The sequence below is a fragment of the Pseudomonas agarici genome, assembly GCF_900109755.1.
Taxonomy (GTDB): Bacteria; Pseudomonadota; Gammaproteobacteria; order Pseudomonadales; family Pseudomonadaceae; genus Aquipseudomonas; species Aquipseudomonas agarici.
On record NZ_FOAR01000021.1, the window covers coordinates 64,338 to 85,275 of the forward strand.

At 60.6% G+C, this 20,938-nt stretch carries 20 protein-coding genes; 10 read left to right on the forward strand and 10 right to left on the reverse strand.

Features of this window, described 5'->3' with window-relative positions:
* The 8 genes from BMX68_RS18345 to gbca form a co-directional block, all read right to left on the reverse strand.
* Positions 1-1,179, reverse strand: a complete 1,179-nt coding sequence (locus tag BMX68_RS18345) for a type II secretion system F family protein (RefSeq protein ID WP_017130005.1) — start codon at positions 1,177-1,179, stop codon at positions 1-3.
* Positions 1,176-1,670: a lytic transglycosylase domain-containing protein gene (locus BMX68_RS18350; RefSeq protein ID WP_017130004.1), complete on the reverse strand. Its 495-nt coding sequence runs from the start codon at positions 1,668-1,670 to the stop codon at positions 1,176-1,178. Before BMX68_RS18350 ends, BMX68_RS18345 begins: the two co-directional genes overlap by 4 nt.
* Before the next feature lie 17 nt (positions 1,671-1,687).
* Positions 1,688-2,128, reverse strand: coding sequence for a type II secretion system major pseudopilin GspG (gene gspG / locus BMX68_RS18355; protein WP_017130003.1), 441 nt, complete (start codon positions 2,126-2,128; stop codon positions 1,688-1,690).
* Positions 2,129-2,404: 276 nt separating this feature from the next.
* Complete coding sequence (locus BMX68_RS18360) at positions 2,405-3,982, reverse strand: lytic polysaccharide monooxygenase (RefSeq protein WP_017130002.1); 1,578 nt, start codon at positions 3,980-3,982, stop codon at positions 2,405-2,407.
* Between the two features lie 109 nt (positions 3,983-4,091).
* A complete protein-coding gene (locus BMX68_RS18365; RefSeq protein ID WP_017130001.1) occupies positions 4,092-4,586 on the reverse strand; it encodes a type II secretion system protein in 495 nt (164 codons plus the stop codon).
* Positions 4,573-4,956, reverse strand: a complete 384-nt coding sequence (locus tag BMX68_RS18370; protein WP_017130000.1) for a type II secretion system protein — start codon at positions 4,954-4,956, stop codon at positions 4,573-4,575. Before BMX68_RS18370 ends, BMX68_RS18365 begins: the two co-directional genes overlap by 14 nt.
* Entirely contained in the window at positions 4,931-5,437 is a 507-nt protein-coding gene (locus BMX68_RS18375; protein WP_017129999.1) for a prepilin-type N-terminal cleavage/methylation domain-containing protein, read from the reverse strand. Before BMX68_RS18375 ends, BMX68_RS18370 begins: the two co-directional genes overlap by 26 nt.
* An 867-nt stretch (positions 5,438-6,304) precedes the next feature.
* Positions 6,305-7,600, reverse strand: a complete 1,296-nt coding sequence (gene gbca / locus BMX68_RS18380) for a glycine betaine monooxygenase oxygenase subunit (RefSeq protein WP_017129998.1) — start codon at positions 7,598-7,600, stop codon at positions 6,305-6,307.
* Between the two features lie 381 nt (positions 7,601-7,981).
* Between gbca and gbcB the strand changes: the two genes are divergently transcribed.
* The 3 genes from gbcB to BMX68_RS18400 all read left to right on the forward strand — a co-directional run bounded on the left by gbcB (position 7,982) and on the right by BMX68_RS18400 (position 9,872).
* Positions 7,982-9,082, forward strand: coding sequence for a glycine betaine monooxygenase reductase subunit (gene gbcB, locus BMX68_RS18390; RefSeq protein WP_017129997.1), 1,101 nt, complete (start codon positions 7,982-7,984; stop codon positions 9,080-9,082).
* Between the two features lie 260 nt (positions 9,083-9,342).
* Positions 9,343-9,573: a hypothetical protein gene (locus BMX68_RS18395; protein WP_017129996.1), complete on the forward strand. Its 231-nt coding sequence runs from the start codon at positions 9,343-9,345 to the stop codon at positions 9,571-9,573.
* Positions 9,570-9,872, forward strand: a complete 303-nt coding sequence (locus tag BMX68_RS18400; RefSeq protein ID WP_017129995.1) for a cell division protein ZapA — start codon at positions 9,570-9,572, stop codon at positions 9,870-9,872. The genes BMX68_RS18395 and BMX68_RS18400 overlap by 4 nt, the downstream gene beginning before the upstream one ends.
* Positions 9,873-10,100: 228 nt before the next feature.
* On the opposite strand, the gene BMX68_RS18405 is transcribed toward BMX68_RS18400, so the two are convergent.
* On the reverse strand, positions 10,101-10,301 hold the full coding sequence (locus BMX68_RS18405; RefSeq protein WP_017129994.1) for a hypothetical protein: 201 nt from the start codon (positions 10,299-10,301) through the stop codon (positions 10,101-10,103).
* Positions 10,302-10,472: 171 nt separating this feature from the next.
* A complete protein-coding gene (locus BMX68_RS18410; RefSeq protein WP_017129993.1) occupies positions 10,473-11,519 on the reverse strand; it encodes a threonine aldolase family protein in 1,047 nt (348 codons plus the stop codon).
* A gap of 297 nt (positions 11,520-11,816) precedes the next feature.
* On the opposite strand from BMX68_RS18410, the gene glyA reads away from it, so the two are divergent.
* The 7 genes from glyA to fdhA all read left to right on the forward strand — a co-directional run bounded on the left by glyA (position 11,817) and on the right by fdhA (position 20,820).
* Complete coding sequence (glyA, locus tag BMX68_RS18415) at positions 11,817-13,070, forward strand: serine hydroxymethyltransferase (RefSeq protein ID WP_017129992.1); 1,254 nt, start codon at positions 11,817-11,819, stop codon at positions 13,068-13,070.
* A 23-nt stretch (positions 13,071-13,093) separates the two neighbouring features.
* Positions 13,094-14,344 (forward strand): sarcosine oxidase subunit beta family protein, encoded by a 1,251-nt coding sequence (locus BMX68_RS18420; protein ID WP_017129991.1) that lies wholly within the window; start codon positions 13,094-13,096, stop codon positions 14,342-14,344.
* Positions 14,345-14,500: 156 nt separating this feature from the next.
* Entirely contained in the window at positions 14,501-14,830 is a 330-nt protein-coding gene (locus BMX68_RS18425) for a sarcosine oxidase subunit delta (protein ID WP_017129990.1), read from the forward strand.
* Positions 14,827-17,844: a sarcosine oxidase subunit alpha gene (locus BMX68_RS18430; RefSeq protein ID WP_017129989.1), complete on the forward strand. Its 3,018-nt coding sequence runs from the start codon at positions 14,827-14,829 to the stop codon at positions 17,842-17,844. The genes BMX68_RS18425 and BMX68_RS18430 overlap by 4 nt, the downstream gene beginning before the upstream one ends.
* 58 nt (positions 17,845-17,902) lie before the next feature.
* The gene (locus BMX68_RS18435) at positions 17,903-18,535 is read left to right on the forward strand and encodes a sarcosine oxidase subunit gamma (RefSeq protein ID WP_017129988.1); all 633 of its coding nucleotides are present in this window, start codon (positions 17,903-17,905) and stop codon (positions 18,533-18,535) included.
* A 102-nt stretch (positions 18,536-18,637) separates the two neighbouring features.
* Positions 18,638-19,495 carry a formyltetrahydrofolate deformylase gene (purU, locus tag BMX68_RS18440; protein ID WP_017129987.1) on the forward strand — a complete coding sequence of 286 codons (858 nt, stop codon included), beginning with the start codon at positions 18,638-18,640 and terminating at the stop codon, positions 19,493-19,495.
* Between the two features lie 125 nt (positions 19,496-19,620).
* Positions 19,621-20,820, forward strand: a complete 1,200-nt coding sequence (fdhA, locus tag BMX68_RS18445; protein ID WP_017129986.1) for a formaldehyde dehydrogenase, glutathione-independent — start codon at positions 19,621-19,623, stop codon at positions 20,818-20,820.
* Positions 20,821-20,938 lie beyond the last annotated feature (118 nt).

Genomic DNA, 20,938 nt, shown 5'->3' on the forward strand with positions numbered 1-20,938 from the left:
CTACCCCTGGATGGAACCGGCCAGTTCGAAGATCGGCATGTACAGCAGGAACACGATCAGTCCGATCAGGCCGCCGACCACCAGCATCAGCAGCGGCTCGAAGACCTTGCTGAACAGCTCGATGGCGCGCTCCAGCGCCTCGTCGTGGAACTGCGCGATACGCTCGCACATGGACGCCAGTTCGCCGCTCTGCTCGCCGACGCGCAGCAGGCGCTCGGCGACCGCAGTGGTGAGCCGATGCCGGGCGAGGGTGGTGGACAGCGGCTGGCCGGCGCGAATATCGGTCAAACTGCGGACCAGGTCGCCCTGACGCTCCGCCGGTAGCAGCGCCCCAGCCATTTCCATGGCCGACACCGCCGGCATCCCGCCCATCAGCAACATACCGGCGGTGCGGTAGAAACGTGCGAGGATAAACAGGGTCCGCTGGGCACCGAGGCTGGGGATTTTCCATAGCAGGGCGGCCAGGTGGCGCTTGACCGTCGCGGTCCGCGCCAGCAGCACCAGAGCGGCGATCAGCAACGCCAGGCCACTCATCAGCAAGCCTCCCTGTTGCTCCACCAACTCGCCCCACCAGACCATGAACCGCGCGGTCGCCGGCAGGTCGCTCATTGCGTCGAACACCGAGGCGAAGCGCGGGATCACGAAAAACAACAGGAACAGCAGGATCACCGCGCCCACGCCAAGCACCACCAAAGGGTACATCAGCGCACTGCTGACGCGTTTCTTCACGGTTTCCAGATGGGCTTCGAAATGATGGTAGCGCCGCAGTGCCACCGACAGTTGCCCGCTATGTTCGGAAGAAGCGGCGGTGGCCACCAGCAGGCTCGGAAAGATCGCCGGCTTGGCTTGCATGGCCTTGGAAAAGGCGTTGCCCTGGTACATCGACTCCAGCAGTTCGCTCAACACCTGCCGGTTGACCCCCGGTGCGGCCTTGTCGCGCAGGGTTTCCACCGACTCCACCAGGACCAGTCCGGCGTCGAGCAGTACCACCAGTTCCTGGATAAACAGGCCCAGAGCGAAACGCGCGCCGCGTCCTGGCCACTTGAAGGCGGTACGCTGGCGCAGCGAAACTACCTGGGCGTGCTGTAACTGGCGGCGAGCATCGTCGAGGTCGACGGCCTGCAGGCGCAGGTTGCGCAGTTGGCCCTGGCTGACGATACGCGCATCGAATTCCCTCATGGTCGCGCCCCGCCGCGCGAGGCCAGCGTGCTGGCGCCCCGCTGACGCAGTTGCAGCAGGTTGGCGTAGTAGCTCCATACCCGTCGGGCATAGCGAGCGCGATGGGCGTCGCGCTCGCTACGAGCGCCGGCGTTGTAGGCGCCCACGGCCTGCCAGCCATAACCGAGCTGCTGGACGAACTGGGCGAGAATCCAGGCACCGGCCATCACACTGGTGCAGGGCTCGTCGAGCAGGTTGCGTTCGCCGATCCCGAAGGCGGCAAGACGTTCCAAGTGGCGGCTGTTGATCTGCATCAGACCGATATCACGGCTACCATCGCGGTTGATATTGCGCGCACGGGGATCGAGCCCGGATTCGACCTGGGCAATGGCATAAAGTAGCAGGGGGTCGATATGGTAGCGCTCGCCAGCGTCCTGGAAACAGTTGGCGCCGCTGGCACCGGCCATCAGCAGGGCGGCCAGGGCGATCAGCAGTTCGAATGAGTGACGCATGGGCAGGACCTCCGGGCTCAGAAGCCATACACGATGTCGGCGTTGGTTCCCTCGCCCGCGGCCTTGCCATCGCGACCCAGGGAGATGATCTCGACTTCATGGCTGGCGCCGGGGTTCTTGAAAAGGTAGGGATTGTTCCAGGGATCGGGCGGTACGCCCTTGGACAGGTACGGCCCGTGCCAGGCGGGCTCGCTGGCTGGCCGCTCGACCAGGACGTTGAGGCCCTGGGCCTCGCTGGGGTAATGACCGTTGTCCAGGCGGTACTGGTTCAGGGCGTCGGACAGGGATTTCATCTGGCCCTTGGCGGTCTGGACTTTCGCCAGTTCCAGGCGATCGAACATCTTCGGTCCGACGTAGCCGGCCAGCAGGGCGATGATCAGCAGGACCACCAGCAGTTCAAGCAAGGTGAAGCCGCGTGAGGGCTGGGCAAGGCGCAGGCGTAACGATAAACCGTTCATGGAGGCCGCTCGGCTGATGAGGCAGGGAACGCGGTTACTGCTAACCTATTCCGGCCCTACATCAGGCGGGCACCACCGGCAGGTACACGTTGAACATGTCTCGGAGTGAATGACTGATTGTAACTCTAGTTCAATACCCTAAGTGGCAAGTACTTTGGGGTTATATCTCTTTATTATTAGTGAGAGATTTTTTTGTGATTGAAAAATATAAGAGAAACCGCTCGCCTGGATAACGTCGCACGGGCCGTGCGACGTTATCATCCACCACACAGGCCACTAGAGCTTGTCCCAAGCCTCCTGCCAGTGTATGCCGGTGCCAGGGGCATAGGCCCATGCGGCGCCTTTGCACCAACCGGTAGCCGGCCAGGGTTTGCACTTGTAGTTGGCGCCGGCGTTGGTCACGATGTCGCCGTCCTTGTAGTCCGTGCCTTCCTGGTATTGTGGATAATCGCCACCCCCCGCCTCTGGCCTGGCGGTCAGTGTCACTTGCGCTTCATGGCGCTTTTTGTTGGCGTCGTCGTAGACATTGAGCAGCAGCTTGGCGGTCGAGACCTTGTCGCTGACGGGCGTGGTAATGGTGAAGGTTTGCTCGGTGTTCGCTCCGTAGGTCCAGCCCGGTCCGCCCTGGAATGCCCATACATAACGCAATGGCGTGCCGTTATAAGATACGGATCGTTTGCCATCCATGATAAAGCGCTCACCCGCCTTGATCTCGGTGCGCCCTTCGATCACTGCCACGGGCGGACGTTCATCCACCGGACCTGGGGTTCCTCCTCCGTCATCGTCGGTGTCGACCGACATCTGCGTGGAGTCTCTGGTATCGGCCAGGTAGTTGTAGTTGGCATAGATGTCGTTGGGATTGAAGGTGATGGTTTCATTTTTTTTGACGCCGACGCGAATGATATGCTGGCTGCTGCTCAACAGGTTCGCCAATTGCGCGCCCCACACAGCCGGACTCTGGTTACTGGCGTCGATGGGCACTTTCAGGTCAATCAGTTCGGTGACTGCCCTGTCATGTCCGAACACGCGAAAGTGTACCGTGTCACCGGCCTTCGGATCGATCCCGTTGCCGTCGATAAACACCTTCTCCTTGGTCCAGGGCGAGGGTTGGGTCTTGTCCTCGAAGGCGATATCGCTGCAGCCATAGAAGCCTTCACCCACCGGGTCCCGACGCTGCCAGCGGGTGAAGAGCACGGCATTACCCGAGCGGCTGGCGGGTATTTGCACGTTGAACTGAAAGAAGGCGCTGGTGCCCGATATGGCCGGAGGGTTGTTGCCCCAATCCCTGCGGGATTCGGTCAGTTCTTCGCTGTGAACCAGCTCCAGGTCGTCCCACTTCAGCGGACGGGTCGCGCTGTCGTAACCGGGTTTACTGAGATAGATCCTGACAAAACTGGGGACATGGGGGGCGGTGGCGATCAAGCGCACCTTCATCTTGCCGGAGGCATCGGGTTTCACCTCGGTCTTGGTCCACTGTGGCATGGCAAGGTTGAGTACATCCATTCCCGGACGGTTTACCGAGCAGAGCTTGCCGTCGGGCACGAGTGCCTTGACGGCGGCCTCGCCGCCGTCCGCGTCGTTGTAGCGGCCGCCGATGTTCAGGCTGACTTCATGCCACTGGGTCGCGGCATGGGCCAGTTGTCCCGAATACCCCGGCTCGGTCACAGCCCTTCGGCAACCCTCGTCCTTCATTTTGTCGGGAGCCCCCCAATAATCGGCGTAGCTGCGGCACAGTGTCTGCCGTGTGATGGGGGTGTCCGGTGAGCCGTGGGCCCAGCCCAGCGCTGGCGCCGCCAGTGACATGACCAGCGAATAGCGGATAATGGATCGTGCGTAGAAATGTAAGCTGTTCATTGTTCAGTCCACGTTCAAGTTGGAAAAAACCTCCCGAACCGTTCGGGCTTCTGGTATTTCGTTCATTGACTGACTTGATCGCCCAACATGTTCACCTCCAACGTAAGTGCTACGTTCTTTTTGGAGAGTTACTCTGTCCAGGCCGGTACAGAAACTGCCACCCCTGATAACTGCTTTGCCCTGTGAAACTTTCCTGGTGCCGACGAAAGTTGCCTTGCCTGAGCGGCTGTCCCGGTGCCTGGCTGAACACGCCCATGATGGTTTCCCCGGGGCCGGCGATGATTCCCCAATCGGTGGTGCCGCTCATGGGGTCGGCGTAGACCCGGCGCAAGTAGCGTTTGATCGTGGGTTGGCGACGGTCCAGCAGCAGGTCCTCGAGGGTCTTTGGGTACAGTCTCTGCGATTCGTAGTACAGGCCGATGGCCCGTCGGATTTCCTCGCCATGGGCCAGTAGCTGCGCCTCGCGTTCGCGGCGCAGTAGGGTCGACCAGAGCACGCCCACTTCCATCATCAGCACCGCGACAATCGCCACCGACACCAGCAGACCCATGAACACCGAGCCGCGCTGCGGTGCCCGGACGCGCCAATCGTTACCAGGAGCCATAATCGGTGCCGTCCACGGCCTGTCCCTGCGCACCGCTGTGTACATCGCCGAAACCGCTGTCCTCGCCGCTCTGCAAGCGCCAGGTATCGCGTCGGCCGGTGATCGGGTCCCGAGGAATCTCACGCAGGTAGCGACCGTTGACCAGGTCTTCCAGAGATTCGGGGTTGCCACCCTTGTCCTCGCGGTAGTGATCCAGCGCCTGGCGGATCGACACCAGGTTATGGCGCAGCACGGTTTCCTGTGCCTTGGTGTGCTGGCGGAAATACTGCGGCATGACCAGGGTCATCAGCGTGGCGATGATGGCCATCACTACCAGCAGCTCAATCAGGGTAAAGCCCCTGGCCTTACCATTGGTTGTACGCAATGCCATTGAGGCCCTCCCGCTGGCTGGTAGAGCTGATATCGAAGACATCTTCACCTTCGGCCGGATCCTCGGCGGTGCTCTTGTAGCTGCGCAGGCGCCAGGTTTTCTCGGCGGGCTGGTCCGGGCACTCGCAGACCGGATCGCGGGGAATACGCCGTAGGAAAAAAATCTTCTGGCCGCTCGGGTCGCTCTTATCGACGACGCCTTCGGCCAGGGTTTCGAGGGAGGGGGGATAACCGTTGGTGATGCCTTTGTCGATCCGCCCGTCATCGACCGCCTCCTTGTAGGCGTCGATGGCACGGCGGATTTCCCGCAACGAGCGTTGCAGGTCAAGTTCGCGTTCGCGTTTGCCCACCAGGGCCGTCAGCGGATAGGCCACCGTGGCCAGGGTTGCCAGCAATGCCAGAGCAAGTAGCAACTCGATCAAGGTGAAGCCGGCTACGGATGGGCGGCGAAACGCTAGGGGAAATAACGGAAACGGCCACATGGGGATCGCACCATCTGGATATCCTCGGGTAAATGCGTCAGGCCAAGACACCTTTACTGCAAGAACATGGCGCGCTGTGCCAGAAGTGTAGTCGATAGTTCAAGGATGCCAGGCGAACTGTTCGGCATCGGTGGGTGGTTGTGTTCATCTGAATAAATGTCCACAGAGGCTGTGGGCGGTTCTGTGGATAAAATGTTGGTGCATCGCTGTATCCGCCACAGCTCAACGGTTGTAGCCCCTGGTACAAAAAGTAATCAACCTAATTGACGGTTTTTATTCAAGTTTTTTATGTGGATAAGGGGCTTTCAAAGGGGGGCTTGGTGAGCGATTTGTTAACAAAGCCTGTTGGCGATTATGTGGATAAGATGTTTGCTATCCGCTGTAGACCTTGTTTTACAAGGCTTGTAAGGTTTTGATTAAAAACTATCCAATTGTAGTTTTTTCTTCATCTGATCAACTTGAAACCTACATATCTGGCGGTTTTTCAGGGTTTTCCACAGACACTTGAAAAAATGACCGACTTGCACACAAAGTCTGTTGGCCTTTTTGTGGATAAGGTGTTTGCGGTTCGTCACGAACCTTTAAAAACGTGGGCTGTAGCGATTTGATCAAAAAATGTTCGATAGCGCCTGGAACCGATCTTTTTGAATAAGTCACGGATTTTATTCAAATTATTTCGCTGTCGACAGTGCCTGAATCGGCACTTACCCACATTTGCTGTGGGCGCTTCTGTGGATAAGTTGTTCGCCAAGCCCGCTAAGCCTCGGTTCTTATAGCGCCGAGCGTTATAGATCAAATTTCATACAGCCCTAGTGGCCTGTGTGGTCAGGGACTCACCGTGCAGGCCACCACTGTCTATCCGTGTGTTTAGCCGTGTACCGGCACGCCCTTGAGGTACGGCGCGGGCTCGGCCCCCAGGTTGCTCAACATCCGCTCGCTGTACCAATCCACGAAGTTGACCACGCCAAACTCGTAGGTCTTCGAGTATGGCCCGGGTTGGTAGGCCGTGGAGTTGATGCCACGCTGGTTTTCTTCGGCCAGGCGACGGTCCTGGTTGTTGGTCGCATCCCAGACTTCACGCATGCGCGCCACGTCATAGTCGACGCCTTCGACCGCATCCTTGTGTACCAGCCACTTGGTGCTGACCATGGTCTCCTGGGCACTGATCGGCCAGACGGTGAACACGATAATGTGGTCGCCCATGCAGTGGTTCCACGAGTGCGGCAGGTGCAGGATGCGCATCGAGCCGAGGTCGGGGTTCTTGATCCGCCCCATCAGCTTCTTGCAGCCCTGCTTGCCGTCCAGGGTCATCGACACGGTGCCCTTGAGCAATGGCATACGCACGATACGGTTGCGCAGGCCGAAGCTGGCGTGGGCGTAAGGGATCTTCTCGGCTTCCCAGGCCACGGTGCATTCGGCCACGTGGTCCTTGAATTTCTGGTCGGCGCGCGGGTCGGTGACGTCATCCCACTCCAGCAGGGTCTTGAGCAGTTCCGGATGAGAGGCGTTGCAGTGGTAGCACTCGCGGTTGTTCTCCAGTACCAGTTTCCAGTTGGCTTTTTCCACCAGGGTGGTCTGCACCGCCACCTTAGTGTTTTCCATGTCGTAGGGTTCCATGTAGTGGTTCAGGGTCGCCAGGAACTCGTCGATCGGCGGCGGGTTTTGCGCCAGGCTGATAAAGACGTAGCCGCCGGAGGTCTTCACATGCACCGGTTTGAGGCCGTATTGCTGCATGTCGAAGTCGGCGCCCATCTCGGTGCCGGCGAACAGCAGGCGCCCGTCCAGTTCATAGGTCCATTGGTGGTAATGGCAGACCAGCTTGGCGACCTTGCCCTTGTCGCTGGTACACAAGCGTGAACCGCGATGGCGGCAGACGTTGTGAAAGGCATGGACCACGCCGTCGGCGCCACGGATCACGATGATCGGGTTCTTGCCGATCTGCAGGGTCATGTAATTGCCCTTGGCCGGGATTTCGCAGGTCATACCGGCGATCAACCACTCTTTCTGGAAGATTTCCTGCATGTCGATTTCGAACAGCCGCTCATCGCAGTAGAACGGCTGCGGCAGGGAAAAGGTCCGCTCGCGTTCTTGCAACATCTGTGCGGTGGCCTTGCGTGCGGGTTCCAGCGGATCGCCCAGGCTCAGGGTTGCGGTGACGTCCATCGATTCGGTCCTCATGGCCATACGGTGTGGCCGGCGATTAATACGGTTAGGCTCTGTACCAAATGTATCTGCGTTTGCCCATGCGACGTTGAAAGCTGGCTCGCCGGCTTTCGCCTTGCCTGGCCTGTGCTCGAAAACATGTCGTACAGCCCCGAGTGCGCAAGGCAAAAATACAGCGGCTCATTGACGCTGGAGTGTGCGACTGGCAGCGATGCCGACCTTATCCATGGGCGACATGGCCGCATCCGTTCCCGACGCGCAATCCCCTGTCGTTGGGGGCTGGTCGCGATAAGCATGTCAATGTCGTGGATAGGTAAATGGTCGCCATGAGGCTTGCGCAGAATCGCCCACATAGAGCCGACGATCGGCGCGGAGAACACGATGTCGAACAGCTTCCTGAATCCGGTAACTACCCAGACCTGGGCCAATGGTCGGCATATCGTGCGTTGCGTGAAGGTTATCCAGGAAACCTGGGACGTGCGCACCTTCTGCTTCATGGCCGACCAGCCGATTATGTTCTTCTTCAAACCGGGGCAGTTCGTCACCCTGGAACTGGAAATCGACGGGCAGCCGATCATGCGCTCCTACACCATTTCCAGCTCGCCGTCGGTGCCCTACAGCTTTTCCGTGACCATCAAGCGCATACCGGGCGGGCGGGTCTCCAACTGGCTGCACGACACCCTGCACGAAGGCCAGGAGTTGGCGGTGCACGGGCCGGTCGGGCTGTTCAACGCTATCGACTTCCCCGGCCCCAAAGTGTTGTACCTGAGCGGCGGCGTCGGCATCACCCCGGTGATGTCCATGGCCCGCTGGTTCTATGACACCAACGCCAATGTCGACATGGTGTTTATCCACAGTGCCCGCTCGCCCAAGGACATCATCTATCAGCGCGAGCTGGAGCATATGGCGTCGCGGATCGATAACTTCAGTCTGCACCTGATCTGTGAAAAACATGGCCTGGGCGAGCCCTGGGCCGGTTATCGCGGTTATCTGAACCACAAAATGCTGGAGCTGATGACCCCGGACTTCCTCGACCGCGAAGTATTCTGCTGCGGCCCGACGCCGTACATGAACGCGGTCAAACGCCTGCTGGAAGCTGCCGGGTTCGATATGAACCGCTATCACGAGGAATCGTTCGGCGCGACGCCGTCGCAAGCCCGTGCCGATGCCGTGGAACAGGCCGAACAGGCCGCCGAGGCGCCGGAAGTGGATGCTGCGGACCTGCACCAGGTGGAATTCACCGCCACTGGCAAGAGCATTCGCGTGGTGCCTGGTGAAACCGTGCACGCGGCAGCGGCCAAGCTGGGCCTGATGATTCCCAAGGCCTGCGGCATGGGCATCTGCGGCACCTGCAAGGTGCTTAAGCTGGGTGGGGAGGTGGAGATGGACCACAACGGCGGGATCACCGACGACGATATGGCCGAGGGTTATATTCTGTCATGTTGCAGTGTGCCGAAGGGGGATGTACGGATCGAGTACTGATCGGGTCGGCGACAATATGCTCTGGGCCCCTACATCGACGCGTCGGTCGTATGAGGAAAGCCTGAAGCTTCTGCGTATTTTCGCATGGGGGCGGCTTTGCGACGAAAGGCCGGGAACATGTTTGGCCAATCACAGTCCCTAAGCATGAAGAAAAGCACCCGGCCAGGAAAATCAAGGCTTTGAGAGCGTTTTTCCCTGGCAAATCCAGGGGCTTTTCTTTATCTTACGCGCCCTTTGAAACTGCCCGAGAGATCAAGAAAATGTTGGAGACTTCCCTCAATCAACTGGAACAACTGGTCAGCGAGCTGGTTCAGCAAAAACAAGAGCTGTTGGCCGCCAATGCGGCATTGAGCGCCGAACTGGCCCAGGCCAAGGATGAAAACGAAAGCCTGCAACTGAGCCTGATGGAGCAGGAAGAAAAGCACGGCGCCACCGCCGCTCGTATCCGGGCGCTGGTCGAACGTGTCAGCGCGGATCCCGTGGGCGCATGATAGCCAGCGCCGATGGGGTGACCGTCATCTCGATCCTCGGTGAGGAATATTCGATCAAGGCCCCCGCCGGCCAGGAGCAGACGTTGCAGGACGCAACCCTGATGCTCAAGACGGCCCTGGTCGACACCAAGAAGAGGTTTCCCACGCTGATCGGCGAGCCGTTGCTGGTCCTGGCGGCCTTGAACCTGTGTTCACAGCAACTCGAAGCGCGGCGTCAGCACCGCGAGGAACTCGACCGTTATCAAGAGCAAGTCAGCGCCACGGTCGAAGCGATCTCGAAAACCATCGGGCAGAGCTGAGGGGGACCCCACTGCTGGGTCGCGACGATCGTTCCCACGCTTTAGTGGCCTGTGTGGTTAGTTCTATGAGTCAATTTCGGCGCCATAAATCCCTGGCTTGCGTTGCTGTTCCTCGCCATAGCCCGGCTATGACTCGTCACAGCGCCTTAGCCATGAACTTATGGCATCCGAACTTGAGCTAACGAACTCACCGTACAGGCCACTAGCGTGGGAACGACCGGATTCCTACTAATCTTCTCGCCAAATTTTTATTTGGTAAGTGTCAGGCCCTGTTTGCTCATAAAGTTTGCGGCCGATTTTGCCTTCCGACGACCCCGCGAGAAACTTTACGTGGTCGCCGATACTGATCAACTTCTGCACTTCTTCCCAGTTGACCTCCGCAGGGCCGGCGTTGGCTTGCGGGTTGGCGCAGAGGGTTTGCTTGGTCATGTCTATCTCTCCTTGGCATGGGGGCTGTCACTGGGTGAGTGGCTGGCCCATATCCTGAAAGACTGCACGAACTCCTTTTCAGGCGGTTGGATTTTCCCATCCGCGGGACGGCGCTCGATACTGTCAGAAATGACAGTCGCGACCGGCGGTAGCGGTCTGCAAAGCCAGTCCTTACAGAAACCCGGTCATGACCTCGCGGATATCCGCCGCCAGCTCCCGCACCCGCGTCTCTTCGGTATCCCATGAGCACATGAAGCGCGCGCCGCCCTTGCCGATGAAGGTGTAGAAGCGCCAGCCCCTGGCGGTCAGCGCGGCGATGGCCGGTTCCGACAGTTGCAGGAACACGCCGTTGGCCTCGACCGGGAACATCAGTTCCACGCCGGGAATATCCTTGACCAGGCTGCTGAGCAACTGTGCACAGTGGTTGGCGTGCCGGGCATGCTTGAGCCAGGCGTGGTTTTCCAGGAGACCGACCCAGGGCGCGGAGAGAAAGCGCATCTTTGAAGCCAACTGTCCGGCCTGCTTGCAGCGGTAGTCGAAGTCCACCGCCAGGTCGTGGTTGAAGAACAGGATCGCTTCGCCTACCGCCATGCCGTTTTTCGTCCCGCCGAAGCACAACACGTCGACCCCGGCCTTCCAGGTCAGGTCCGCCGGCGAACAGTCGAGGAAGGCGCAGGCGTTGGAGAAGCGCGCGCCGTCCATGTGCAGGTTCAGGTTCAGCTCCTTGCAGGTGGCACTGATAGCGCGGATTTCCTCCGGGGTGTAGACGCTGCCGACTTCGGTGGCCTGGGTCAGAGTCACCACCCGTGGCTTGGGGTAGTGGATGTCCTGGCGCTTGAGGGCAATTTCGCGGATCGAGTCCGGCGTCAGTTTGCCGTTTTCCGTGCGGGCGGTGAGCAACTTGGAGCCGTTGGAGAAAAACTCCGGCGCGCCGCATTCGTCGGTCTCGACGTGGGCGGTTTCCGAGCAGATCACACTGTGGTAGCTCTGGCACAGGGACGACAGGGCCAGGGAGTTGGCGGCGGTGCCGTTGAAGGCGAAGAATACCTCGCTGTCGGTTTCGAACAGTCTGCGAAAGCCATCGGCGGCGCGCTGGGTCCACTCATCGTCGCCGTAGGCGCGCTGGTGGCCGTGGTTGGCCTGCTCCATGGCGGCCCAGGCTTCAGGGCAGATACCGGAATAGTTGTCACTGGCGAATTGTTGGCTCTTGTCGGTCATGGCCCGGTCCTTGTGATCATTTATGCTGTGCACTGTAACCAGAAATGACCTCACCGCACAGGCGCAGTTTGCGTAGGAAAACTCGCTATTCAACGAGCACCGCCCGCCACAGGCTTGCGTCATCTTTCGCCTCGATTATCTCTTTGCGCCAGGCTATGTCGTAAACGCACCTTTGCAAGGCGTGCGTAGGCATTTGAGCTGTCTGCGCCGGTCATACCATCAGCGGCAAAGGGCACTGCCGCATGGCAACGGCCTCACCGAGACGAATGGCGTGCCACCGCCGCTGGGAGAGACGCGATGTTCAGCAAGCAAGACCAGATCCAGGGTTATGACGATGCACTGATGGCGGCCATGAATGCCGAGGAGCAGCGTCAGGAAGATCACATCGAGCTGATCGCGTCGGAGAACTACACCAGTAAGCGCGTGATGCAGGCCCAGGGCAGCGGCCTGACCAACAAGTACGCCGAAGGTTATCCGGGTAAGCGCTACTACGGTGGCTGCGAACACGTAGACAAGGTCGAGGCCCTGGCCATCGAGCGCGCCAAGCAACTGTTCGGCGCCGATTACGTCAACGTCCAGCCGCACTCCGGCTCCTCGGCCAACAGCGCGGTGTACCTGGCGCTGTTGCAGGCCGGCGACACCCTCTTGGGTATGAGCCTGGCCCACGGCGGTCACCTGACCCACGGTGCCAAGGTGTCGTCCTCGGGCAAACTGTATAACGCCGTTCAATATGGGATCGACACCGATACCGGCCTGATCGATTACGATGAAGTCGAGCGCCTGGCCGTCGAGCACAAGCCGAAGATGATCGTCGCCGGTTTCTCGGCCTATTCGAAAACCCTCGACTTCCCGCGCTTTCGTCAGATCGCCGACAAGGTCGGTGCGCTGCTGTTCGTCGACATGGCCCACGTCGCCGGTCTGGTCGCCGCCGGCCTGTATCCCAATCCGCTGCCCTACGCCGATGTGGTCACCACCACCACCCACAAGACCCTGCGCGGTCCCCGTGGCGGCCTGATCCTGGCCAAGGCCAATGAGCAGATCGAGAAGAAACTCAACGCGGCGGTGTTCCCCGGTGCCCAGGGCGGCCCGCTGATGCATGTGATCGCCGCCAAGGCCGTGAGCTTCAAGGAGGCGCTGGAGCCGGGCTTCAAGGTCTATCAGCAACAAGTCATCGACAACGCCCAGGCGATGGCGAGTGTCTTTATCAAGCGTGGCTACGATGTCGTGTCCGGCGGCACCGACAACCACCTGTTCCTGGTCAGCCTGATCCGTCAGGGCCTGACCGGCAAAGAGGCCGATGCCGCCCTGGGTCGTGCGCATATCACCGTGAACAAGAACGCGGTGCCGAACGACCCGCAATCGCCGTTTGTCACTTCCGGCCTGCGCATCGGCACCCCGGCCGTTACCAGCCGAGGTTTCAAGGTGAGCCAATGCGTGGAACTGGCCGGCTGGATCTGCGACATCCTCGACAACCTCGGCGATGCCGATGTCGAGGCGAACGTCGCCAAGCAGGTGACAGCGCTGTGCGCGGACTTCCCGGTTTATCGCTGAGAGCGGTTTTGGAGTAAATGACCATGCAACGCTATTCGGGCTTCGGCCTCTTCAAGCACTCTCTGAGCCATCACGAAAACTGGCAGAAAATGTGGCGCACGCCGACCCCGAAAAAGGTCTATGACGTGGTCATCGTCGGCGGCGGCGGGCATGGCCTGGCAACCGCTTACTACCTGGCCAAGGAGCACGGCATCAGCAACGTCGCGGTGGTCGAGAAGGGCTGGCTGGGCGGCGGCAACACCGCCCGCAACACCACCATCGTGCGTTCCAACTACCTGTGGGACGAGTCGGCACACCTGTACGAACACGCGATGAAACTGTGGGAAGGCCTGTCCCAAGACCTCAACTATAACGTCATGTTCTCCCAGCGTGGCGTCTACAACCTCTGTCACACCCTGCAGGATATCCGTGATTCCGAGCGGCGGGTCAGCGCCAACCGTCTGAATGGCGTCGACGGTGAACTGCTCGACGCCAGGCAGGTAGCGGACGAGATTCCGTACCTGGACTGCTCGAAGAACACCCGCTACCCGGTCATGGGCGCCACCGTCCAGCGTCGCGGCGGCGTCGCTCGTCACGATGCCGTGGCCTGGGGCTTCGCCCGCGCGGCCGACGCCCTGGGGGTGGACCTGATCCAACAGACCGAAGTGATTGGTTTTCGCAAAGAAAACGGCGTGTGCATCGGCGTAGAAACCAACAAGGGCTTTATCGGCGCCAAGCGCGTCGGCGTGGTCACCGCCGGGAACTCCGGGCATATGGCCAAGCTCGCCGGTTTCCGTCTGCCAATCGAATCCCACCCCCTGCAAGCGCTGGTGTCCGAACCGATCAAGCCGATCATCGACAGCGTGATCATGTCCAACGCTGTACACGGCTACATCAGCCAATCGGATAAGGGCGACCTGGTGATCGGTGCCGGCATCGATGGCTATAACGGTTACGGCCAGCGTGGCTCGTACCCGGTGATCGAGCATACGATCCAGGCCATCGTCGAGATGTTCCCGGTGTTGTCCCGCGTGCGCATGAACCGCCAGTGGGGCGGCATCGTCGACACCACGCCGGATGCGTGCCCGATCATCTCGAAAACCCCGGTCCCGAACATGTTCTTCAACTGCGGTTGGGGTACGGGTGGCTTCAAGGCAACACCGGGCTCGGGCAACGTGTTTGCCGCGAGCCTGGCCAAAGGTGAAATGCACCCTCTGGCCGCACCTTTCTCCATCGACCGTTTCCACAACGGTGCGTTGATCGATGAACATGGCGCAGCCGCGGTCGCCCACTAATAAAGACCTTATGAAAACGACTGCGCTCGGCAATACGGCGTTAAAAACAGGCTCGAAACGCTCACTTAGTAAACTAAGCTCCGTTTTTTCACCTGTTTTTTCCTTGTCTTGCCTTCGCTCGCTACGTTTTCAAGAGGCTTGAGAGGAGAAATCCCTATGTTGCATATCTTCTGTCCTCATTGCGGCGAGCTGCGCTCCGAAGAGGAGTTTCACGCCTCCGGACAGGCGCACATCCCGCGTCCCCTGGAGCCCGGCGTCTGCAGCGACGAGCAGTGGGGCGACTACCTGTTCTTTCGCGACAACCCGCGCGGACTGCACCACGAGCTCTGGGATCACGTCGCCGGCTGCCGCCAATATTTCAACGTGACCCGTGACACCGTCACCTACGAAATCCTGGAAACCTACCGGATCGGCGAGAAGCCCCAGTTCACCGCCGGAGCAGACCGTTCGAAAGCGCCGGGCGCCGTTGTGGGAGAGAAGGTATGAGCCAGGTCAATCGCCTGTCCAACGGTGGTCGGATCGACCGCAACAAAGTCTTGAGCTTCACCTTCAATGGCCAGACCTACAAGGGCTTCGAAGGTGACACCCTGGCTGCCGCGTTGTTGGCCAACGGCGTGGATATCATCGGGCGCAGCTTCAAGTATTCGCGGCCACGGGGCATTGTTGCCGCCGGTAGCGAAGAACCGAATGCGGTGTTGCAGATCGGCGCCACCGAAGCGACCCAGATCCCCAACGTCCGCGCTACCCAGCAGGCCCTCTATCAGGGCCTGGTCGCCACTAGCACCAACGGCTGGCCGAGCGTCAACAACGATGTGATGGGGATTCTCGGTAAGGTGGGCGGCAAGCTGATGCCGCCGGGCTTCTACTACAAGACCTTCATGTATCCGCAGTCGTTCTGGATGACTTATGAGAAGTACATTCGCAAGGCTGCCGGCCTGGGCCGTTCGCCGACCGAGAACGATCCCGATACCTACGATTACATGAATCGGCATTGTGACGTACTGATCGTCGGCGCCGGTCCTGCCGGTTTGGCTGCCGCACTGGCTGCGGCTCGCAGCGGTGCGCGGGTGATCCTCGCCGATGAGCAGGAAGAATTCGGCGGCAGTCTGCTCGATTCGCGCGAAAGCCTCGACGGCAAACCCGCGACCGAGTGGGTCGCCAGTGTGATCGCCGAGTTGAAGGCGCTGCCGGATGTCCTGCTACTGTCACGGGCCACCGTCAACGGCTACCACGACCATAACTTCCTGACCATCCACGAGCGTCTCACCGATCACCTCGGCGACCGCGCACCGATCGGGCAGGTGCGTCAGCGTATTCATCGGGTCCGCGCCAAGCGGGTGGTCCTGGCGACCGGCGCCCATGAGCGCCCGCTGGTCTATGGCAACAACGATGTGCCGGGCAATATGCTCGCCGGTGCCGTTTCGACCTACGTGCGGCGTTACGGCGTGGCACCTGGCAGGAAACTGGTGCTGTCGACCAACAACGATCACGCCTACCGCGTGGCCTTGGACTGGCTCGACGCCAGCCTGCAAGTGGTTGCGATTGCCGACGCCCGCAGCAACCCGCGTGGTGCGCTGGTGGAAGAGGCACGGGCCAAGGGCATTCGCATTCTCACCGCCAGCGCCGTGATCGAAGCCCGTGGCAGCAAGCACGTGACTGCGGCGCGGATCGCCGCCATCGACGTCCAGGCCCATAAAGTCACCAGCCCCGGGGAATGGTTGGACTGCGACCTGGTGGCCAGCTCCGGCGGCTACAGCCCGGTGGTACACCTGGCCTCGCACCTGGGTGGCAAGCCGATCTGGCGTGAAGACATTCTCGGTTTCGTCCCTGGAGAAGCGCCGCAGAAACGCGTGTGCGTCGGTGGCATCAACGGTGTCTATGGCCTCGCCGATGCCCTGGCCGACGGTTTTGAGGGCGGTGCGCGCGCCGCCAGCGAAGCCGGTTTCAAGGCCGTCGAAGGGGTGCTGCCCAAGGCTCTGGCGCGCCTGGAAGAGCCGACCCTGGCGTTGTTTCAGGTACCCCACGAAAAAGCCACCGCACGGGCACCGAAGCAATTTGTCGACCTGCAGAATGATGTCACCGCCGCCGCCATCGAACTGGCGACCCGCGAAGGCTTCGAATCGGTCGAACACGTCAAGCGCTACACTGCGCTGGGCTTCGGTACCGACCAAGGCAAGCTGGGCAACGTCAACGGTCTGGCCATTGCCGCCCGTTCGCTGAACGTGACCATCGCGCAGATGGGCACCACCATGTTCCGTCCGAACTACACGCCAGTGACTTTCGGCGCGGTCGCCGGGCGCCACTGCGGGCATCTCTTCGAGCCGGTGCGCTACACTGCCTTGCAGGCTTGGCATGTGAAACAGGGCGCCGAATTCGAAGACGTCGGCCAGTGGAAACGGCCGTGGTACTTCCCGCGCAACGGCGAGGACCTGCACGCGGCGGTCAAGCGTGAATGCCAGGCCGTGCGCGATAGCGTCGGCCTGCTCGACGCCTCGACCCTGGGCAAGATCGATATCCAAGGCCCGGATGCCCGTGAATTCCTCAACCGCGTGTACACCAACGCCTGGACCAAGCTTGAGGTGGGCAAGGCCCGCTACGGCCTGATGTGCAAGGAAGACGGCATGGTCTTCGACGATGGTGTCACCGCCTGTCTGGCCGACAATCACTTTCTGATGACCACCACCACCGGCGGTGCCGCGCGCGTACTGCAATGGCTGGAGCTCTATCACCAGACCGAATGGCCGGACATGCAGGTGTACTTCACCTCCGTGACCGATCACTGGGCGACCCTGACGTTGTCCGGCCCGAACAGCCGCAAGCTGCTCAGCGAAGTTACCGACATCGACCTGGACAAGGATGCGTTCCCGTTCATGACCTGGAAAGAAGGCCGGGTGGGCGGCGTGCCGGCGCGGGTGTTTCGGATTTCCTTTACCGGCGAGTTGTCCTACGAGGTCAACATCCAGGCCGACTACGCCATGGGCGTGCTGGAAAAAATCGCCGAGGCGGGCAAACAGTACAACCTGACTCCGTATGGCACCGAGACCATGCACGTGCTGCGGGCCGAGAAGGGCTTCATCATCGTCGGTCAGGACACGGATGGCTCGATGACCCCGGACGATCTGAACATGGGCTGGTGTGTGGGGCGTACCAAGCCGTTCTCCTGGATCGGCTGGCGCGGAATGAATCGCGAAGACTGCGTGCGCGACGAGCGCAAGCAGTTGGTCGGGCTCAAGCCGGTCGATCCGACCCAGTGGCTGCCGGAAGGCGCGCAGTTGGTGTTCGATGCGAAGCAATCGATCCCAATGAAGATGGTCGGTCACGTGACCTCCAGCTATGCCCACAACTCCCTCGGTTATTCGTTTGCCCTGGGCGTGGTCAAGGGCGGGCTCAAGCGCATTGGCGAGCGGGTGTTCGCACCGCTGGCCGATGGCAGCGTGATCGAGGCGCAAATCGTTTCTTCGGTGTTCTTCGATCCAAAGGGCGATCGCCAGAACATTTAAGTAGAGGGTTCCCGCGCAGAACAGCGGAACGCTCAACAGCATTCAGCAAAGGTGTTTTATGACCACAGCCAACGTTTACCAACAACGCCCGACCTCCGGGGCCAAGGCCGAGTCGTCGTTGCACCATGCCGACCTCGCGAGCAGGGTGGGCCGGGGCCGCAAGAACGCCGGAGTGACCGTGCGGGAAAAGAAGCTGCTCGGGCACCTGACCCTTCGTGGCGATGGCCGCGACCCGGCGCTGGCCGCCGGTGTACACAAGGCCCTCGGCCTGGAACTGCCGGTGGCGCTGACCGTAGTCGCCAAGGGTGACACCAGCCTGCAATGGCTTGGCCCCGATGAGTGGCTGCTAATCGTCCCCAGCGGCGAGGAGTTTGCCGCCGAGCAGGCACTGCGCGAAGCGCTGGGCGACTTGCATGTCGCCATCGTCAATGTCAGCGGCGGCCAGCAACTGCTGGAACTGAGCGGCCCGAACGTGCGCGAGGTGCTGATGAAGTCCACCAGCTATGACGTACACCCCAACAACTTCCCCGTGGGCAAGGCGGTGGGCACCGTGTTCGCCAAGTCGCAACTGATGATCCGCCATACCGGCGAGGAGACTTGGGAACTGGTGATCCGGCGCAGCTTCTCGGACTACTGGTGGCTGTGGTTGCAGGACGCCTCGGCTGAATACGGTCTCAGCGTCCAGGCCTGATATGAGCGGGCAGGCACTGGGTGGCGAGGGGCAAACCCCCTCGCTACAGGTGCTGCATCGCTCGGGTATTCACCAACTGGCGTCACGCACAGGAGTCAAGCAATGAGCCGCGCACCCGATACATGGATTTTGACCGCTGACTGCCCCAGCGTGCTCGGTACGGTGGATGCGGTGACCCGCTATCTGTTCGAGCAGGGTTGCTACGTCACCGAACACCACTCGTTCGATGATCGGCTCTCTGGCCGGTTCTTCATTCGTGTGGAGTTCCGCCAGCCCGAGGCTTTCGACGAACAGGCCTTCCGTGCAGGCCTGGCCCGGCGTGGCGAGACCTTCGGTATGATCTTCGAGCTGACTGCGCCGAATCACCGACCGAAAGTGGTGATCATGGTCTCCAAGGCCGATCACTGCCTCAATGACCTGCTCTACCGCCAGCGCATCGGCCAATTGTCCATGGACGTGGTCGCCGTGGTGTCCAATCACCCGGACCTTAAGCCCCTGGCCGACTGGCACCAGATTCCCTACTACCATTTCCCCCTGGACCCCAACGACAAGCCGAGCCAGGAGCGCCAGGTTTGGCGGGTGATCGAGGAATCCGACGCCGAACTGGTGATTCTCGCCCGCTACATGCAGGTGCTGTCGCCGGAGCTGTGCCGCAAGCTCGATGGCAAGGCCATCAATATCCATCACTCGTTGCTGCCCGGCTTCAAGGGCGCCAAGCCGTATCACCAGGCCTACAACAAGGGCGTGAAATGGGTGGGTGCCACCGCGCACTACATCAACAACGACCTGGACGAAGGCCCGATCATCGCCCAGGGCGTGGAAGTGGTGGATCACAGCCATTATCCCGAGGACCTGATTGCCAAGGGGCGAGACATCGAAGGGCTGACGCTGGCGCGGGCGGTGGGTTATCACATTGAGCGACGCGTCTTTTTGAACGCCAATCGGACCGTCGTCCTCTGATTATCTGGCCGTTCTCTGCGCCGGCAAGAACAACGCAATAACAAGACACAAGCACAAACCCGAGCAATCCGTGCGCTGCCCTCTGGTGACGCGCCGTTATCTAAAAACAACAGCGAGGTGAAAGCATGTCTGGCAATCGTGGTGTGGTGTATCTGGGCAATGGTCAGGTCGAAGTGCAAAAAATCGACTATCCGAAAATGCAGGACCCGCGCGGCAAGAAGATCGAGCACGGAGTCATCCTGCGCGTAGTCTCCACCAATATCTGCGGCTCCGACCAGCACATGGTCCGTGGTCGCACCACCGCCCAGGTTGGTCTGGTTCTGGGTCACGAGATCACCGGTGAAGTGGTCGAGAAGGGCAGTGACGTCGAGAACCTGAAACTCGGCGACCTGGTTTCCGTGCCTTTCAACGTTGCCTGTGGACGCTGCCGCTCTTGCAAGGAGCAGCACACCGGCGTCTGCCTCACCGTCAACCCGGCCCGTGCCGGTGGCGCCTACGGCTACGTCGACATGGGCGATTGGACCGGTGGTCAGGCCGAGTACGTGCTGGTGCCGTATGCCGACTTCAACTTGCTGAAACTGCCGGATCGCGACAAGGCCATGGAGAAAATCCGCGACCTGACCTGCCTCTCCGACATCCTGCCGACCGGCTACCACGGTGCCGTGACCGCCGGTGTCGGTCCGGGCAGTAGCGTGTATATCGCTGGCGCCGGTCCGGTTGGCCTGGCCGCCGCCGCCTCGGCGCGCCTGCTGGGTGCCGCTGTCGTCATCATCGGTGACGTCAACCCGATTCGCCTGGCCCACGCCAAGGCCCAGGGCTTTGAAATCGCCGATCTGTCCCAGGACACGCCGCTGCACGAACAGATTGCGGCGTTGCTGGGCGAGCCGGAAGTGGACTGTGCTGTCGATGCCGTGGGCTTCGAGGCCCGTGGTCACGGTCATGAGGGCGTCAAGCACGAGGCGCCGGCTACCGTACTCAACTCGCTGATGGGGGTGGTGCGGGTGGCGGGCAAGATTGGTATTCCAGGGCTGTACGTGACCGAAGATCCGGGCGCGGTGGACGCCGCCGCGAAAATCGGCAGCCTGAGCATCCGCTTTGGCCTCGGCTGGGCCAAGTCCCACAGTTTCCATACCGGCCAGACTCCCGTGATGAAATACAACCGCCAGTTGATGCAGGCGATCATGTGGGACCGAATCAACATCGCCGAAATCGTCGGTGTGCAGGTCATCAGCCTGGACCAGGCACCACAAGGTTATGGCGAGTTCGACGCCGGCGTGCCGAAGAAATTCGTGATCGACCCGCACAAGCTGTTCAGTGCGGCGTAAATAGATCAAGGCGAAACTAAAAAGGGCGACTCCGGTCGCCTTTTTTAGTCTCTCGTGATGATTGCTCTCATGAGTATCGCCATATTCAGACGTTCGGGCGTGGAATAAGTGATATTGT

Excerpts from the sequence above, each read along its gene's own strand:
- BMX68_RS18400 (WP_017129995.1), top strand. The coding sequence starts at position 9,570 with ATGATAGCCAGCGCCGATGGGGTGACCGTCATCTCGATCCTCGGTGAG.
- gbca (WP_017129998.1), bottom strand. The coding sequence starts at position 7,600 with ATGGACGTCACCGCAACCCTGAGCCTGGGCGATCCGCTGGAACCCGCA.
- BMX68_RS18420 (WP_017129991.1), top strand. The coding sequence starts at position 13,094 with ATGCAACGCTATTCGGGCTTCGGCCTCTTCAAGCACTCTCTGAGCCAT.
- BMX68_RS18360 (WP_017130002.1), bottom strand. The coding sequence starts at position 3,982 with ATGAACAGCTTACATTTCTACGCACGATCCATTATCCGCTATTCGCTG.
- BMX68_RS18435 (WP_017129988.1), top strand. The coding sequence starts at position 17,903 with ATGACCACAGCCAACGTTTACCAACAACGCCCGACCTCCGGGGCCAAG.
- fdhA (WP_017129986.1), top strand. The coding sequence starts at position 19,621 with ATGTCTGGCAATCGTGGTGTGGTGTATCTGGGCAATGGTCAGGTCGAA.
- BMX68_RS18375 (WP_017129999.1), bottom strand. The coding sequence starts at position 5,437 with ATGTGGCCGTTTCCGTTATTTCCCCTAGCGTTTCGCCGCCCATCCGTA.
- BMX68_RS18365 (WP_017130001.1), bottom strand. The coding sequence starts at position 4,586 with ATGGCTCCTGGTAACGATTGGCGCGTCCGGGCACCGCAGCGCGGCTCG.
- BMX68_RS18350 (WP_017130004.1), bottom strand. The coding sequence starts at position 1,670 with ATGCGTCACTCATTCGAACTGCTGATCGCCCTGGCCGCCCTGCTGATG.
- BMX68_RS18345 (WP_017130005.1), bottom strand. The coding sequence starts at position 1,179 with ATGAGGGAATTCGATGCGCGTATCGTCAGCCAGGGCCAACTGCGCAAC.
- BMX68_RS18395 (WP_017129996.1), top strand. The coding sequence starts at position 9,343 with ATGTTGGAGACTTCCCTCAATCAACTGGAACAACTGGTCAGCGAGCTG.
- BMX68_RS18425 (WP_017129990.1), top strand. The coding sequence starts at position 14,501 with ATGTTGCATATCTTCTGTCCTCATTGCGGCGAGCTGCGCTCCGAAGAG.
- BMX68_RS18405 (WP_017129994.1), bottom strand. The coding sequence starts at position 10,301 with ATGACCAAGCAAACCCTCTGCGCCAACCCGCAAGCCAACGCCGGCCCT.
- glyA (WP_017129992.1), top strand. The coding sequence starts at position 11,817 with ATGTTCAGCAAGCAAGACCAGATCCAGGGTTATGACGATGCACTGATG.
- BMX68_RS18370 (WP_017130000.1), bottom strand. The coding sequence starts at position 4,956 with ATGGCATTGCGTACAACCAATGGTAAGGCCAGGGGCTTTACCCTGATT.
- gspG (WP_017130003.1), bottom strand. The coding sequence starts at position 2,128 with ATGAACGGTTTATCGTTACGCCTGCGCCTTGCCCAGCCCTCACGCGGC.
- BMX68_RS18430 (WP_017129989.1), top strand. The coding sequence starts at position 14,827 with ATGAGCCAGGTCAATCGCCTGTCCAACGGTGGTCGGATCGACCGCAAC.
- BMX68_RS18410 (WP_017129993.1), bottom strand. The coding sequence starts at position 11,519 with ATGACCGACAAGAGCCAACAATTCGCCAGTGACAACTATTCCGGTATC.
- gbcB (WP_017129997.1), top strand. The coding sequence starts at position 7,982 with ATGTCGAACAGCTTCCTGAATCCGGTAACTACCCAGACCTGGGCCAAT.
- purU (WP_017129987.1), top strand. The coding sequence starts at position 18,638 with ATGAGCCGCGCACCCGATACATGGATTTTGACCGCTGACTGCCCCAGC.